The sequence below is a fragment of the Ensifer sp. R1-3 genome (assembly GCF_056739175.1).
The window spans coordinates 3,174,106-3,190,000 of sequence record NZ_CP096515.1 but is presented as its reverse complement, the minus strand read 5'-3'; the positions used below and the strand labels follow the sequence as shown (position 1 = coordinate 3,190,000).

Sequence of the window (15,895 nt, the reverse complement as noted above, 5' to 3'; positions counted from 1 at the left end):
GAGAGCTGGCCCGTTCGCGCGACCGCGAGGAAGAACTGCAGATCGTCCCAGGTAAAATTCGGATTCATGTCCCTCCCCTTCTATTCAAAAATGAACAGATGCTGTTTGCAATTTACGGGTCGACCGACTTGCTTCCAAGCAGAATTTTCTGGATGGTAAACATCCGGCCGACATTTGAGGAGCATGTCTGGTCAAATTTGAACAGAGCGATGTGGGGAGACGGCCGAGGCCTCGAAAGGACACGGCCGAGCCCTATGTGTTTCCGCACGAGGGCTTCGCATCGCCCTTTAGAACATAGAACCTTTGGGAGGAGGACAAATGCACAAGAAACTGATCGCCACGCTCGCGATGGTGCTCGCCGGCAGCACCGCCGCCCTTGCCGACGCATCCGACGGCAAGGTCAAGATCGGCATTCTCAACGACCAATCCGGCGTCTATGCCGATTTCGGCGGCAAATCCTCCTACGAGGCGGCGCTGATGGCCGTAGAAGACTTCGGCGGCAAGGTGCTCGGCGTCCCGGTCGAGGTGGTGACGGCCGACCATCAGAACAAGCCCGATATCGCCTCCAACATTGCGCGGCAATGGTACGACACCGAGCAGGTCGACAGCATCATGGAGCTGACCACCTCCTCCGTTGCGCTTGCCGTGCAGGCGATCTCGAAAGAAAAGAAGAAGATCGACATCGTCACCGGGGCCGCAACGACGGAGCTCACCGGCAAGCAGTGCAGCCCCTACGGCTTCCATTGGGCGTATGACACGCATTCGCTCGCGGTCGGCACCGGCGGCGCGCTGGTCAAGCAGGGCGGCGACAGCTGGTTCTTCCTGACCGCCGACTATGCCTTCGGCTATTCGCTGGAAGAGAACACCGGCAACTATGTCAAGGAGAACGGCGGCACCGTCGTCGGCGCCGTCCGTCATCCGCTTGCAACCACCGACTTTTCCTCCTTCCTGTTGCAGGCCCAGTCCTCGGGAGCCAAGGTGATCGGTCTTGCCAATGCCGGTCTCGACACCTCGAACGCCATCAAGCAGGCCGCCGAGTTCGGCATCGTCCAGGGCGGGCAACGCCTGGCGGCCCTGCTCTTCACGCTGGCCGAAGTCCACGGTCTCGGTCTCGATGCGGCGCAGGGGCTGACGCTCACCGAAGGCTTCTACTGGAACCGCGACGAGGAGAGCGCCAAGTTCGGCAAGCGCTTCATGGAGCGCACCGGCAAGATGCCGAACATGGTTCATGCCGGCACCTACTCGGCCGTACTGCAATATCTGAAAGCGATCGAGAAGGCCGGAACCGACGAGACGGAAGCTGTCGCCAAAGAGCTGCACGCTCTTCCGGTCGACGACGTCTTTGCAAAGAACGGGACAGTCGCGCCGAACGGGCGGATGATCCACGACATGTATCTGCTCGAGGTCAAGAAGCCGGACGAGAGCAAGGAGCCCTGGGACTACTTCAAGGTTCTCGCGACCATTCCCGGTAAGGAAGCCTTCATCGACCCGGCCCAGAGCGGCTGCGAGCTCGTGAAGTCCTGACCGGCAAGACGATGACCGTCGCCATGCCTTTGGAGAATGGAGCGCCGCGGGTGGTTCTGTCCGCCCGCGGGCTCCGCCGCGACTTCGGCGGCTTCACCGCCGTCAAGGACGTCGACCTCGATGTCCACCATGCCCGCGTGCATGCGCTGATCGGCCCGAACGGGGCCGGCAAGACCACCGTCTTCAATCTCCTCACGAAGTTCCTGCAGCCGACCCATGGCACGATCACCCTGCTCGGCGAGGACATCACCAGGACCGCGCCCGACAAGGTCGCCCGCATGGGCCTCGTACGCTCGTTCCAGATCTCGGCGGTGTTCCCGCACCTGACCGTGCTCGACAACGTCCGCGTCGCGCTGCAGCGGCCGAACCGTCTGGCGACGCAGTTCTGGAAATCCTTGTCGTCGCTCGACACTCTCAACGGCAAGGCCGAGCAGCTGATCCGTTCCGTCGGTCTCGACAAGGAGGCGAACGCCGTCGCCGCGGACCTTTCCTACGGCCGCAAGCGCGTGCTCGAAATCGCCACGACGCTGGCGCTCGAGCCGAAGGTGCTGCTCCTCGACGAGCCTATGGCCGGCATGGGGCATGAGGACGTCGGCATGGTCGCCGAGATCATCCGCGAAGTAGCGCGCGAGCGGGCAGTGCTGATGGTCGAGCACAATCTCTCGGTCGTCGCGACGCTCTGCCACCACGTCACGGTCCTGCAGCGCGGGGAGATCCTCGCGGAAGGAGACTATGCGACAGTCTCGGAGGATCCGCGCGTCCGCACAGCCTATATGGGCACGGAGGAGGCCTCCAGATGAAACCGCTTCTCAAGGTGGCCGGCCTTAACGCCTGGTACGGCGAAAGCCACGTCCTGCACGGCGTCGATATGACCGTCGGCGAGGGCGAAATGGTCACGCTGCTCGGCCGCAACGGCGTCGGCAAGACGACGACGCTGCGCGCGATCATGGGGATCGTGCGCGAGCGCAGAGGTGAAATCAGCTTCGCCGGCGAGGACCTGATGCGCGTGCCCCTCCACCGCGTCGCCCATCGCGGCCTGGGATTCGTCCCCGAGGAGCGCGGCATCTTCTCGACGCTTACCGTCTACGAAAACCTCTTGCTGCCGCCGGCCGTCGCGAAGGGCGGCATGACGATCGACGAGATATTCGAGCTGTTTCCCAATCTCCACGAGCGCCGCAACAGCGCCGGAACCAAGCTCTCGGGTGGCGAGCAGCAGATGCTGGCGATCGCGCGCATCCTGCGGACCGGAGTGCGGATGATGCTGCTCGACGAGCCGACCGAGGGACTTGCCCCGGTGATCGTCCAGCGCATCGGCGAGGTGCTGAAGAAGCTGAAGGAACGCGGCATGACCGTTCTCCTGGTGGAACAGAACTTCCGTTTCGCGAGCAAGGTCGCGGACCGCTTCTACCTGATGGATCATGGGCGTGTGGCCGGCGAGTTTCCGGTTTCGGAACTTTCCGGGCGCATGGATATGCTGCATGATGTGCTCGGGGTGTAGGCCATGACGATGATTTTCGGAATTCCCCTCCAGGCCTTTCTCGGGCAGCTGCTGATCGGGCTCATCAACGGCTCCTTCTATGCGCTCCTGAGCCTCGGCCTCGCCATCATCTTCGGGCTCCTGCGCGTCATCAACTTCGCCCACGGTGCGCAGTATATGCTCGGCGCCTTCATGGCCTGGCTGCTGCTCTCCTATTTGGGCATCGGCTATTGGCCGGCGCTCATTCTCGCGCCCCTTCTCGTCGGCCTCATCGGCGCCGTTATCGAACGCACGATGCTGAGACGGCTCTATACGCTCGATCCGCTCTACGGCCTCCTCTTCACCTTCGGCCTGGCGCTTACCATCGAAGGCACCTTCCGCTATCTCTACGGCGCGTCCGGCCAGCCCTATGCGACGCCGGCGCTGCTTATGGGCGGGGCCAATCTCGGCTTCATGTTCCTGCCTATCTATCGCGGCTGGGTCATCGTCTTTTCGCTGGTGATCTGCCTCGGCACCTGGCTCATGATCGAGAAGACCAAGCTCGGCTCCTATCTACGCGCCGCTACGGAGAATCCGGTCCTGGTGCAATCCTTCGGGATCAACGTGCCCTTTCTGCTGACGCTGACCTACGGGCTCGGCGCGGCGCTCGCCGCAATTGCCGGAGTTCTCGCGGCGCCGATCTACCAGGTCTCGCCGCTGATGGGATCTAACATCATCATCGTCGTCTTCGCAGTGGTCGTCGTCGGCGGCATGGGCTCGATCATGGGCGCGATCGTCACCGGTTATCTGCTGGGCATCGCCGAAGGACTGACCAAGGTCTTCTATCCGGAGGCCTCCAACATCGTGATCTTCGTGATCATGGCCATCGTTCTCCTGCTGAGGCCCGCGGGTCTCTTCGGTCGGGATGCTTGATATGACGCTGACACTTGAACTCGCGAAGCGGAAGGAACGCTCGCCGGCCATCGTTCAGACGGTGTTTCTCGGCGTCGGCCTTGCCTGCCTGCTGCTCGCGCCCCTGTTCTTCTACCCCGTCTTCCTCATGAAGATCTTATGCTTCGCGCTCTTTGCCTGCGCCTTCAATCTGCTGCTCGGCTATACGGGGCTGCTCTCCTTCGGCCATGCCGCCTTCTTCGGCGGCGCGGCCTATTTCACCGCGCATGCGGTCAAGGAATGGGGCGTGCCGCCCGAACTCGGCATCCTCCTCGGCGTCGTCGGCGCTGCCCTTCTCGGCGCGGTCGTCGGCTTCTTCGCGATCCGCCGGCAGGGCATTTATTTCGCCATGATCACGCTGGCGTTGGCCCAGATGTTCTATTTCTTCTGCCTCCAGGCCGGGTTCACCCGCGGCGAGGACGGTATCCAATCGGTGCCCCGCGGCCATCTCCTCGGTTTCATCGATCTCTCGCAGCCGACGAACATGTATTATTTCGTGCTCGCCGTCTTCGTCATCGGCATCGCCATGATCTGGCGGATCATCAATTCGCCCTTCGGAATGATCCTGAAGTCGATCCGCGAGAACGAGACGCGCGCGATCTCGCTCGGCTACTCGGTCAGGAACTACAAACTCGCAGCCTTCGTGATGTCGGCGGCGCTGACCGGGCTTGCCGGCGGTCTGAAGGCACTCGTCTTCCAGTTCGCGACGCTGACCGACGTCAGCTGGCAGATGTCCGGCGAAGTCATCCTGATGACGCTTCTCGGCGGCATCGGAACGCTGATCGGGCCGCTCTTCGGCGCGGGTCTCGTCGTGACGCTGCAGAACTATCTGGCGACCTCGGAATTTCCGGTCACGATCATAACCGGCATCGTCTTCATGGTCTGCGTGCTTCTGTTCCGCCGCGGCATCGTCGGCGAGTTCTACAACTCCCGGCTCGGCCGCAGGCTCGGCTTCGAGCATCGACACAAGCATTGACCATGCATCGGTCCGAACCACGTCGGGCCCCGACATAGAGAAAACCAATGGACACGTTCGACTACATCATCGTCGGAGCGGGTAGCGCCGGCTGCGTGCTCGCCAACCGCCTGTCGGAAGACCCGGACCGCCGCGTGCTGCTGCTCGAGGCCGGCGGCAGCGACAACTATCACTGGATCCACATTCCGGTCGGCTATCTCTATTGCATCAACAATCCACGCACCGACTGGTGCTTCACCACCGCGGCGGAGGAAGGCCTCAACGGCCGGTCTCTCGGCTACCCGCGCGGCAAGGTGCTCGGCGGCTGCTCCTCGATCAACGGCATGATCTACATGCGCGGGCAGGCGCGAGACTACGACCTCTGGCGCCAGCTCGGCTGCCCCGGCTGGAGCTGGAACGACGTGCTGCCGTTCTTCAGGAAATCCGAGAATCATTACCGCGGCGCCGACGACATGCACGGAGCAAGCGGCGAATGGCGGGTCGAAAAGGCACGCGTCCGATGGGCGGTGCTCGATGCCTTCCAGAAGGCCGCGACCGAGGCGGGCATTCCGGAGACCGACGACTTCAACCGCGGAAACAACGAGGGCTCCGGTTATTTCGATGTCAATCAGCGGTCCGGCATCCGCTGGAATACGGCCAAGGCCTTTCTGAAGCCAGCCCGGAATCGGCGGAACCTTACGATCCTGACGAAGGCCCATGTCCGCCGGCTCATTCTCGAGGAAGGCCGCGTCGCCGGCGTCGAGTTCCAGCATGACGGCACCGTGAAAAGCGCCCGTGCGCGCCGCGAAACGGTGCTTTCGGCCGGAGCGATCGGCTCGCCGCATATCCTCGAACTCTCCGGAATCGGCCGGCCCGACGTGCTTCATGAAAACGGCATCGAAGTGCGCCACGAACTGCCGTCAGTCGGCGAAAACCTGCAGGACCACCTACAATTGCGCCTCGCCTACAAGGTGACCGGCGTCCCGACGCTCAATGAAAAGGCGACTTCACTTTTCGGCAAGGCGGCGATCGGCCTCGAATATCTCGTCCGCCGCTCCGGCCCGATGGCCATGGCGCCAAGCCAGCTCGGCATCTTCACGCGCTCGGGCCCGGAGAAGGAAACGCCGGATCTGCAGTATCATGTCCAACCGGTGACGCTCGAAAAGTTCGGCGAACCGGTACACCCCTTCCCCGCCGTCACCGCGAGCGTCTGCAATCTGCGGCCGGAAAGCCGCGGTTCGGTACATCTGAAGGGCCCGGATTTCGCAGCGGCACCGGACATCCGTCCGCGCTACCTGACGGCCGAGGCCGACCGGGATGTGGCCGTGAAGTCGATCCGGCTCACCCGCCGCATCGTCGCGCAGCCCGCCTTCGCCCGTTACAAGCCGGTCGAGTTCAAGCCCGGTCCGGACTACCAGACGGATGAGGAGCTGAAACGCGCGGCGGGCGACATCGGCACGACGATCTTCCATCCCGTCGGCACCTGCCGGATGGGCAGCGACCCGGATAGCGTCGTAGATCCCGAGTTGCGGCTGCGCGGCATCGCCGGCCTGCGCATCGCCGATGCCTCGATCATGCCGACGATCACCTCCGGCAACACCAATTCCCCGACGATCATGATCGCGGAAAAGGCGGCTGAGATGATCCTGGCTGCAGGCCGATAAGCGCTGGGATTGTTCTGCAAAAACAGTGCACTAACATTCCGGGGAGCGCGCCGCTCGTTCCTTCTCCCCATCGAAATGCTACGGCATGCACATATCTCTTGCGCGCCGGTGCGGCGGATACTGCTCATGAAGGGGATCCCTCGGGAACCCAACCGCCTCAACCCGCTCGGTCGGGGTTGCCCCTCAACCGGCTGCCGCCACCTTCTCCCCGCAGGCGGGGAGAAGGGATATGCCGCGCCCGCTCGCTCCCTCGGGCGAACAGTGAATGCGGGGTTCAGTCGGCGCCGCTTGTCCCTTCTCCCCGCCTGCGGGGAGAAGGTGCCGGCAGGCGGATGAGATTCCATGAGGGGGTGGATAGCGCCGCGGCTTTTGCCAAAGTGGTGGTGTTACCAACCCAGCACCTTGGAGGGTCTCATGGCTGTGATTACACGAAGCCCCGATTGCACGGGCACTATCCGCACTGATCTTGGCGCAATTTTCGTTTCATTGGAACTGTCGCGGTCGACATGGCTGGTGACGTCGCTGTCGCCGGGCGGGGGCGAGAAGATGTCGCGGCACCAGGTGGATGGCGGCGATCTGGCCGGGCTTCTCGAACGCTTCGCGACGCTCAGGCGCAAGGCCGAGGCGCGCACCGGTCGCCGCTTTCCGGTGATCGTCGTCCAGGAGGCCGGTCTCGACGGCTTCTGGATCCACCGGGCTCTGGAGGCCGAGGGGATCGAGAGCCATGTCGTCGATCCTGCCTCGATCGCCATGCCGCGGCGGCGCCGGCGGACGAAGACGGACCGGATCGATGGCGAGATGCTGGTGCGCACGCTGCTGGCCTTCAAGCGCGGCGAGCCGCGCGTCTGCGCGATGGTCAAGGCGCCGACGCCGGAGCATGAGGATCGCCGCCGGCTGGTGCGGGAGCGCCAGGAATTGACCGCCGAGCGCGTCCGCGCGGTCAACCGCATCAAGGGCCTGCTGTTCGCCCAGGGGATCCGCGACTACCGGCCGCTGCGCCGCGACCGCCGGCAGCGCCTGGCGGAGCTGCGCGGCGGCGACGGACGTGCGCTCGGGCCGCATCTGCAGGCGCAACTCGCGCGGCTGCTCGAGCGGCTGGAATTGCTTCTTGAGCAGTTGAAGGCGCTGCTGGCGGCGCTCAAGGCACTGGCGGCCGAGGCGCAGGCGGCCGCCAGTGGGACGGACGCCGCCGTCATGGCGCGGCTACTCGAGATCAAGGGCATCGGCCTGGGCTTTGCCAGCGTCCTCTTCACCGAAGGCCTGTTCCGGCCGTTCGCCAACCGCCGGCAAGTAGCCGCCTATGCCGGACTGGCGCCGACGCCCTGGCGAAGCGGCACGATCGATTACGAGCAGGGCGTCTCCAAGGCGGGCAATCCGCGGCTGCGCGCGACGCTGATCCAGCTGGCCTGGCTGTGGCTGCGCCATCAGCCGCAGACCGCACTCAGCCGCTGGTTCCACGACCGGGTCAGGCAGAACGGCGGCCGCTTCAAAAAGGTGATGATCACAGCGCTGGCGCGCAAGCTTCTCGTGGCGGTGTGGAAATACGTCACCCAAGGCGTCGACATCGAGGGCATGGCGATGACCACCGCCTGATGCCGCTGCACGCTTTCTCCGCAGCCTGATCGGCTTCGGAGAATCCGGGTGAACGAACCGACTGCCCCTTGGCAGACAACGCCGTGGATGAGACTGGTCCCGTTCTCCCGAGCCCTCCCGCTGCAAGCGGAAGATTGGTGCAGCCGCCGGCCGGCGGCGACCGTATGTGAGGTTATGCGCCGAACGGCCCGTCCGACGCGCATGGTGACAAGGGCTCCCCGGCTTCTCGCGAAAACGATCGCAGGCAACGCGGCAATGCCTCGACACACGGGCATGCAACCACGGACCCCCGACCGACACGCCATCGTGGGATCGGGGGTGGATCGCCGCAAGGGCAAGCCGCTGCGCGGCCGGCCGATGGCCGACCCTTGCCCCGATCCACCCCCGATCCCAGAAAAACGCACAAGGTCGGGACGAGAGGAAGACCGCACCCGTCGAACAACGAGGAAAGTCCTCTTACACGGCAGGGATTGACAGCGAATTCCTCATGTGAGGGGCCAAGCGGCGGCAAACCCCATATTCGTCCACCCTACTCCGCCGCTTCCGTCTCCGGCATCGGCACGTAATTGAGGATCGGCGAAAGCCAGCGCTCGACCTCGCGGACGCTCATGCGCTTGCGATCGGCATAGTCCTCCACCTGATCGCGCTCGATCTTTGCGACGCCGAAGTAATAGGAATCGGGGTGGCCGACATAGAGGCCCGATACCGAAGAGCCCGGCCACATCGCATAGCTCTCGGTGAGCCGGACGCCGATAGCGGCTTCCGCATCCAGGAGCCGGAAAAGCGTCTCCTTTTCCGTGTGGTCGGGCTGCGCCGGGTAGCCGGGCGCAGGGCGGATGCCGGCATAGGGCTCGGCTATCAATTCCTGCGGCGTGAACGCTTCGTCCGGAGCATAGCCCCAGAGCTCCTTGCGGACATATTCATGCATGCGCTCGGCAAAGGCCTCTGCGAAGCGGTCCGCAAGCGCCTTGACCATGATCGAGGAATAATCGTCGTTCGCCCGTTCGAAGCGTTCGGCGATCGCCACTTCCTCGATGCCGGCCGTCACCACGAAACCGCCGACATAGTCCCGCTTGCCGCTCGCCGCCGGGGCGACGAAGTCGGCAAGGGCGACGTTCGGCCGGCCGTCGCGCTTCACCATCTGCTGGCGGAGCGTGAAGAAGGTGGCAAGCTCGGCTTCGCGCACCTCGTCGGCAAACAGGCGGACGTCGTCGCCCATGCTGGCGGCCGGCCAGAAGCCGATCACGGCCTTCGGAGCGAACCATGCCTCGGCCACGATCTTTTCGACCATCGCCTGCGCGTCCTCGAAGAGCTGGCGAGCGGCAGCCCCCTGGCGTTCGTCATCGAGGATTTTCGGGAATACCCCCTTCAGCTCCCAGGTCTGGAAGAACGGCGTCCAGTCGATATAGCGGGCGAGTTCGGCGAGGTCCCATCCCTCGAAAACACGCGTGCCGAGGAAGGACGGAACCTTCGGCTGGTGGGCGTCCCAATCTATCCGAAAGGCATTCGCCCGCGCCTGGGAAAGCGGCAGACGGCGCTTCTCGGCTTCGTTGCGGGCATGTGCGTCGGCAACCTTCAGATACTCCGCGCGGACCGTTTTCTTGTAGGAGTCGCGGACTTCCGGCGAGAGCAGGCTCGATACGACGCCGACCGCGCGGCTGGCGTCGGTGACATAGACCGTCTGGCCGAGGCTGTAACGCGGATTGATCTTCACGGCCGTGTGCACGCGGCTGGTCGTCGCCCCGCCGATCAGCAGCGGGACATCGAAGCCCTCCCGTTCGAGCTCGGAAGCGACATGCGCCATCTCGTCCAGCGACGGCGTGATGAGGCCGGAAAGACCGACGATGTCGACCTTCTGTTCGCGCGCCACTTCGAGGATCTTAGCCGAGGGCACCATGACGCCGAGGTCGATGATCTCGTAATTGTTGCAGGCGAGCACGACGCCGACGATGTTCTTGCCGATGTCGTGCACGTCGCCCTTGACGGTCGCCATCAGGATCTTGCCGGCACTCTCGCGCGCCTCGCCGCCGCCATTGGCGCGCTTCTCCTCCTCCATATGGGGGAGCAGCACCGCAACGGCCTGCTTCATCACCCGGGCGGACTTGACCACCTGCGGCAGGAACATCTTGCCGGAACCGAAGAGATCGCCCACGACGTTCATCCCGGCCATCAGCGGGCCTTCGATGACATGCAGCGGCCGCTCGGCGGCAAGCCGGGCCTCTTCCGTATCGGCTTCGATAAATTCGGTAATTCCATTGACGAGCGCATGTTCGAGCCGCTTCTCCACCGGCCATTCGCGCCAGGCAAGGTCCTTCTCCTTGCCCTGGCTCCCGCCCTTCCCGCGATAGCGCTCGGCGATCTCCAGGAGGCGCTCGGTCGAATCGGCCCGGCGGTTGAGCACCACGTCCTCGCAGGTTTCGCGCAGTTCCGGGTCGATCGCATCATAGACGGCGAGCTGTCCGGCATTGACGATGCCCATGTCCATGCCGGCCTGGATCGCGTGATAAAGGAAGATGGCGTGCATCGCCTCGCGCACCGGCTCGTTGCCGCGGAAGGAAAAGGAGAGGTTCGACACGCCGCCGGAGACGTGGACATGCGGGAGTGCCGCGATGATCTCGTGCGTCGCCTCGATGAAGTCGACGCCGTAATTGTTGTGCTCCTCGATGCCGGTCGCGACCGCGAAGATATTCGGGTCGAAGATGATGTCCTCCGGGGGGAAGCCAACCTCTTCCGTCAGCAGCCGATAGGCCCGCCGGCAGATTTCCACCTTGCGGGTTTTCGTGTCGGCCTGGCCCTTCTCGTCGAACGCCATCACCACGACGGCGGCGCCATAGGCGCGCACGAGGCGCGCATGGTGCAGGAAAGCCGCCTCGCCTTCCTTGAGCGAGATGGAGTTCACCAGCGCCTTGCCCTGGACGCATTTGAGCCCGGCTTCGATCACCTCCCATTTCGACGAATCGATCATCACCGGTACACGGGCGATATCCGGCTCGGAGGCGACGAGGTTCAGGAACTCGACCATCACCTGCTTCGAATCGATCAGGCCTTCGTCCATGTTGACGTCGATGATCTGGGCGCCATTCGCCACCTGATCACGCGCCACATCGAGTGCGGCGGCGTAGTCCCCGGCGGTGATCAGCTTGCGGAACTTCGCCGAGCCGGTGACGTTGGTGCGTTCGCCGACGTTGACGAAGGGAATCTCGTCGGTAAGCGTGAAGGGTTCGAGGCCGGAAAGCCGCATGCGGCGATCGATCTCGGGCACCCGGCGCGGCGGATATTTGGCAACCGCTTCGGCAATGGCGCGGATATGGGCCGGCGTGGAACCGCAGCAGCCGCCGACGATGTTGACGAGACCGTCCCGGGCGAAGCCCTCGACCTGCGCCGCCATCTGCTCGGGGCTTTCGTCATAGCGGCCGAACTCGTTCGGCAGGCCGGCATTCGGATAGGCGCAGACGAGCGTGTCGGCGACCGCCGAAAGCTCGTCTATATGGGCGCGCATCGCATTTGCGCCGAGCGCGCAGTTGAGCCCGATCGTAAACGGATCCGCATGGCGCACCGAATACCAGAAGGCCGTAGGCGTCTGGCCGGAGAGGGTACGGCCGGAGAGATCGGTGATCGTTCCGGAGATCATCACCGGAAGGCGGACGCCCTTTTCGGCAAAGACTTCCTGCGTCGCGAAGATCGCCGCCTTGGCATTCAGCGTGTCGAAGATCGTCTCGATCAGGATGATGTCGGCACCGCCGTCGATGAGGCCCCGCACCTGCTCGGCATAGGCGAGCCTCAGATCGTCGAAGCTGACGGCTCGATAGCCGGGGTTGTTGACGTCCGGCGAAATCGAAGCGGTGCGGTTGGTGGGGCCGAGCGCACCTGCCACGAAGCGCCGCCGGCCATCCTCCGCCTCGGCCCGCTTCGCGGCTCGCCGCGCCAGCCGCGCGCCGTCGCGATTGAGATCGTAGACCATGTCCTCCATGCCGTAATCGGCCTGGGCGATCCGCGTCGAGGAGAAGGTGTTGGTTTCGAGGATATCGGCGCCGGCGATGGCGTAGTGGTAATGAATATCCTCGATCGCCTTCGGCTGAGTGAGCGTCAGGAGGTCGTTGTTGCCCTGCTGATGGCAGGCGCAGCCACCGAAGCGCTCGCCGCGGAAGTGATCCTCCACGAAACCGAGCTGCTGGATCTCCGTTCCCATGGCGCCATCCATGATGAGGATGCGTTCAGCCGCCGCCTGGGCGAGCTGCCGAAAGACTTCCGAACCATCCGGCTTGGGCGAGACGTTTCCAAAGAGGGCGTCGGCGGCGGACATGGGAGATCTCCCGTTCTGAAAACGACAAAGAATTATCGATTTACTCACATAAAGATATCTTTATGTCAACATACGCACCGGTCACAATTGCAGATTGGCAATAAAATAGCCCGCCGCGGATGCGGCGGGCCGAATAATGCGCTCTCTCGATGAGGACGGAAGGTCTGCCGACGCCGGTCACATCCGCTTAAGGCAATCCTCCAGTTCATAGATCGCGCAAAGAATATGATAGAAGGTGCTTGCTGGCGCCGGCTCTTCGACGAAGCTGCCATCCGCCTTCTGCTTGTCGCGCCAGAGGCCGCGGACAGGCACGTTCAGGAAGCGCTGCAGCGCCGCTGCGGCGCGCCCAGCCGAAGCCAGATAACGCTCTCGCTCCGCACCTTCCGTCAGAGCCGCAAAGCGGATCGCCGCCTTCAGCCACTCCGTCTGTGGCCAAAGCCGCGCTGTCGGATCGGCAACGGAGAAATCGTCGAAGAGCGTCATGACGACCACGTCCCGGTCGGGGCAGGTTCCGTCTTTCTCGCCGATCTCGAAAAGCCGCCGCGCCTTGACGATCGCCTGCGCATTGCCGCGCCGTTCCGCCCAGCGCAGGAGGAGCCACGCCCATTCGAAAAGGTGCCCCGGCTCCACGATACGGCCCTTTTCGCCGGGGAACGGCGCCCAGTCGTGATCGAAGAACTCACGCAGCGCCCCGCTCTCGGCGTCGATGAACCGGTCCATGGCCAGATGCGCGATCTCGTCGGCGAGATTGGCCCAGGCGACGCGGTCGAAGCCTTCCACCTCCTCGCTCGCAAGACAGGCCTCGAAAAGGTGCATATGCGGATTGGAGCCGAGCGGCAGGCGCGGCGGGTCGTCCTCCTCGAAACCGGCGAGCGGATGCTTGCAACGGGCCTCGAGCTGCCGCCTGAGTTTGTCGCTGCGCCCCACCATCTCGGCTCCGCGCTCCGGCAGGACTTCCGCCAAATGGGCGAAGGCAAGCAAGGCGAAGGCCTGGTTGTAGAGGTCGAAGGAAGCGTCGATGAGCTTGCCGTCGGCATTCGCCAGCGCCCCGTAGAAGCCGCCCGGCTGTCCGTAGACGCGATCGAAATAGAGAAGGCCGCCTTCGGCGGCGGTGCGCCAGTCTCCATCCCAGCCGCGCCGGCCCGCCGCGGCGAAGCAGTAGACCTGCCGGGGCTGCACGCGGGAGCGGCGATCGTCGCGCGTCGGTTCGCCTTTCATGTCGATCGTCTCGACGAAGCCGCCACCCTCCCCGTCGAAGCCTTTCTGCCGCCAGAGCGGCAAGGCAGCATCGTTCAGCCAGCCCGCGAGTTCGCCTGCCTGGAGATGAATATCCATGCCCACCCGCTTTCCGTCAGCTTTCCAGCTTCAGCGCGTCGTGATCCGCGCCGAGAAGTTCTGCGAGCGCCTCGACCACGAGATTGTGGTCCTCCCGCTGCGGCAGGCCGGAGACCGTGACCGCGCCGATGCAGCCCGTTCCCTTGACGACGATCGGGAAGCTGCCGCCGTGGGCGGCAAACTCAGCATCCGGCAGGCCGAGCTTCGCCTGCAAATTCGTTTGCTGCTTGAGCAGGCTGAGCCCCGTGGCGTAGCTGCTCTTGAACAGGCGGAACACCGTGTTGCGCTTGCGGCGCACCCAGTTCGGATTGTCCGGCGTCGCCCCATCGAGGGCCGCATAGAAGACCTGCATGGAGTAGAGCGTGATGTCGATGACGCAGCCGAGCTTGCGTTCCGCGGCCATCCGGCGAAGCGTGGCGCCTAGCTTCCAGGCCGTATCGAGATCGAAGCGCTCGAACTGCAATTGCTGCTCCTGCAGCGCAATCCGGCGCAGATCATTGTCTATGTTCATGATGCCTCCGCTTGGTCAGTGGTTCGAACTGGACGAGTGCGATGCGCGATCCGGCAAAATTCCCCGCCTGGCCGGTCAATCCTTCCAGAGCCATGCGGCGCCGCGCACGCCGGAACTGTCGCCGTGCACCGCCTTGCGAATCGGCGTCTCGAAACTGTCGCCGAAGAGATATCTGGTGATCGATGCCGGCAACTCGCCGTAAATCTCGTCGACATTGGACATGCCGCCGCCGAGCACGAAGACGTCGGGATCGACGATGTTGGTCAAAAGCGCAAGGCTGCGGGCCAGCCGGTCGACGAAACGCTCGTAGACACCGATTGCCACCGGATCGCCGGCGCGCTTCGCCTCGATGATGTCCCGCCCGCGCCGGTCCGTCCCCGTCGTCATACGGTAGTCGAGTTCCAGCCCGGTGCCGCAGGCATACATGTCGAGGCAACCGAGCTTGCCGCACCAGCACCTGTGCCCCGGATATTCGTCCTTCGTCATCCAGGGCAGCGGATAATGCCCGATCTCGGCCGCAACGCCCTGGTAGCCGGCGTGAACCTTCTTGCCGATTGCCAGACCCCCGCCGTGGCCCGTACCCACGATCACGCCGAAGACGACGCCCGCGTCCTTGCCCGCCCCGTCGATGGCTTCGGAGACCGCCAGGCAATTGGCGTCGTTGGCGAGCCGCACCTCGCGTCCGAGCGCCGCCGCAAGATCCCGCCCGAGCGGCTTGCCGTTGATGAGCACCGCATTGGAATTGCGCACGATGCCGGTGCGCGGATTGGGACTGCCGGGTATGCCGATGCCGATCGAGCCGCGCTCGCCGGCTGTGCTTTCGGCCGAGGCGACGAGCTCTACGACGGCACGGATGCAATCCTCATAGCCGCTGGTGGGTGTCGGGACACGATGGCGGGCACGCGTCTCGCCATCGCGATCGAGCGCGATGACCTCCATTTTCGTGCCGCCCCAGTCAATTCCGATGAACATGTATCTGGTCTTTGGGATAAGGATCGTTGGCGAGGAACGCGGCAGCCTCTCCTCCGGCGCCGCGGGCCCTGCTTAGCATCCACGGCGCCGGGGACGCTAGCCCCCCTCTCGGGAGCGCCTGCAAATCGGCTGCGATCGCCGAAAAACACTTGGCGAAAGTGCCTCGCTTTTGTATGGGTCTATTCTAAGTGGTCCCGTAGCTCAGCAGGATAGAGCACCAGATTCCTAATCTGGGGGTCGCGCGTTCGAATCGCGCCGGGATCACCAAGAGGCGCCGCGGCTGCCACCGGCGAGCACTACGGTGAACGATATCTGCCCGAGATGCGTCGCGCTGTACGGCCCACGGCAGGCTGTCTCCACCCTCATGCGGCAATCGCCAGTCCTCACGCTGAGGAGCGACTTCGCTAGTACAACTCCTTCAGCCGCAAATCTTTCTCCTCATTGCGATTTCAACCCCAAGCATAGCGATGTCAATCGCAGGTAGCTGAAAGCTTTACGATAGACGGGAAAAACGTTATCCACACAACTGCCGCCTTTTTCCTTTTGCGTAAACAACAGCTTGCTTCCAAGCGCGCAAGTCCGGCGTAAGGCGTGTCACCGTTATGCCTCATTCGAACTTCACCACCCCCGC

At 64.0% G+C, this 15,895-nt stretch carries 12 protein-coding genes and 1 tRNA gene (1 of these 13 cut by a window edge); 8 read left to right on the top strand and 5 right to left on the bottom strand.

What is annotated here, in order from left to right; genetic code table 11:
* On the bottom strand, nt 1-68 hold the start of the coding sequence (locus tag M1D43_RS15160; protein ID WP_153313136.1) for a LysR family transcriptional regulator. It extends 880 nt beyond the left edge of the window; the window shows 68 of its 948 coding nt (coding positions 1-68); the start codon lies at nt 66-68; its stop codon lies beyond the left edge, outside the window.
* Between the two features lie 250 nt (nt 69-318).
* Between M1D43_RS15160 and M1D43_RS15155 the strand changes: the two genes are divergently transcribed.
* From M1D43_RS15155 to M1D43_RS15125, 7 genes are all read left to right on the top strand, one after another.
* Nucleotides 319-1,524, top strand: coding sequence for a beta-hydroxybutyrate-binding protein (locus M1D43_RS15155; RefSeq protein WP_004435262.1), 1,206 nt, complete (start codon nt 319-321; stop codon nt 1,522-1,524).
* Between the two features lie 11 nt (nt 1,525-1,535).
* Nucleotides 1,536-2,324, top strand: a complete 789-nt coding sequence (locus tag M1D43_RS15150) for an ABC transporter ATP-binding protein (protein ID WP_004435255.1) — start codon at nt 1,536-1,538, stop codon at nt 2,322-2,324.
* Entirely contained in the window at nt 2,321-3,022 is a 702-nt protein-coding gene (locus M1D43_RS15145) for an ABC transporter ATP-binding protein (RefSeq protein ID WP_010970327.1), read from the top strand. Before M1D43_RS15150 ends, M1D43_RS15145 begins: the two co-directional genes overlap by 4 nt.
* A 3-nt stretch (nt 3,023-3,025) precedes the next feature.
* On the top strand, nt 3,026-3,913 hold the full coding sequence (locus tag M1D43_RS15140) for a branched-chain amino acid ABC transporter permease (RefSeq protein WP_004435248.1): 888 nt from the start codon (nt 3,026-3,028) through the stop codon (nt 3,911-3,913).
* Between the two features lies 1 nt (nt 3,914).
* Nucleotides 3,915-4,907 (top strand): branched-chain amino acid ABC transporter permease, encoded by a 993-nt coding sequence (locus tag M1D43_RS15135; RefSeq protein WP_013844886.1) that lies wholly within the window; start codon nt 3,915-3,917, stop codon nt 4,905-4,907.
* Between the two features lie 47 nt (nt 4,908-4,954).
* A complete protein-coding gene (locus M1D43_RS15130) occupies nt 4,955-6,550 on the top strand; it encodes a GMC family oxidoreductase (RefSeq protein WP_088217609.1) in 1,596 nt (531 codons plus the stop codon).
* Between the two features lie 414 nt (nt 6,551-6,964).
* Nucleotides 6,965-8,143, top strand: a complete 1,179-nt coding sequence (locus tag M1D43_RS15125) for an IS110 family RNA-guided transposase (protein WP_192923391.1) — start codon at nt 6,965-6,967, stop codon at nt 8,141-8,143.
* 529 nt (nt 8,144-8,672) lie between these two features.
* Here M1D43_RS15125 and metH read toward each other — a convergent pair.
* The 4 genes from metH to M1D43_RS15105 all read right to left on the bottom strand — a co-directional run bounded on the left by metH (nt 8,673) and on the right by M1D43_RS15105 (nt 15,264).
* A complete protein-coding gene (metH, locus tag M1D43_RS15120; protein WP_010970331.1) occupies nt 8,673-12,446 on the bottom strand; it encodes a methionine synthase in 3,774 nt (1,257 codons plus the stop codon).
* Between the two features lie 177 nt (nt 12,447-12,623).
* Nucleotides 12,624-13,787 (bottom strand): mannose-6-phosphate isomerase Pmi, encoded by a 1,164-nt coding sequence (gene pmi / locus M1D43_RS15115; RefSeq protein WP_010970332.1) that lies wholly within the window; start codon nt 13,785-13,787, stop codon nt 12,624-12,626.
* Between the two features lie 10 nt (nt 13,788-13,797).
* On the bottom strand, nt 13,798-14,292 hold the full coding sequence (locus M1D43_RS15110; RefSeq protein WP_028011059.1) for a heme-degrading domain-containing protein: 495 nt from the start codon (nt 14,290-14,292) through the stop codon (nt 13,798-13,800).
* Between the two features lie 75 nt (nt 14,293-14,367).
* The gene (locus M1D43_RS15105) at nt 14,368-15,264 is read right to left on the bottom strand and encodes an ROK family protein (RefSeq protein ID WP_028011060.1); all 897 of its coding nucleotides are present in this window, start codon (nt 15,262-15,264) and stop codon (nt 14,368-14,370) included.
* A 190-nt stretch (nt 15,265-15,454) separates the two neighbouring features.
* On the opposite strand from M1D43_RS15105, the gene M1D43_RS15100 reads away from it, so the two are divergent.
* Nucleotides 15,455-15,531, top strand: a tRNA-Arg gene (locus tag M1D43_RS15100).
* Nucleotides 15,532-15,895 lie beyond the last annotated feature (364 nt).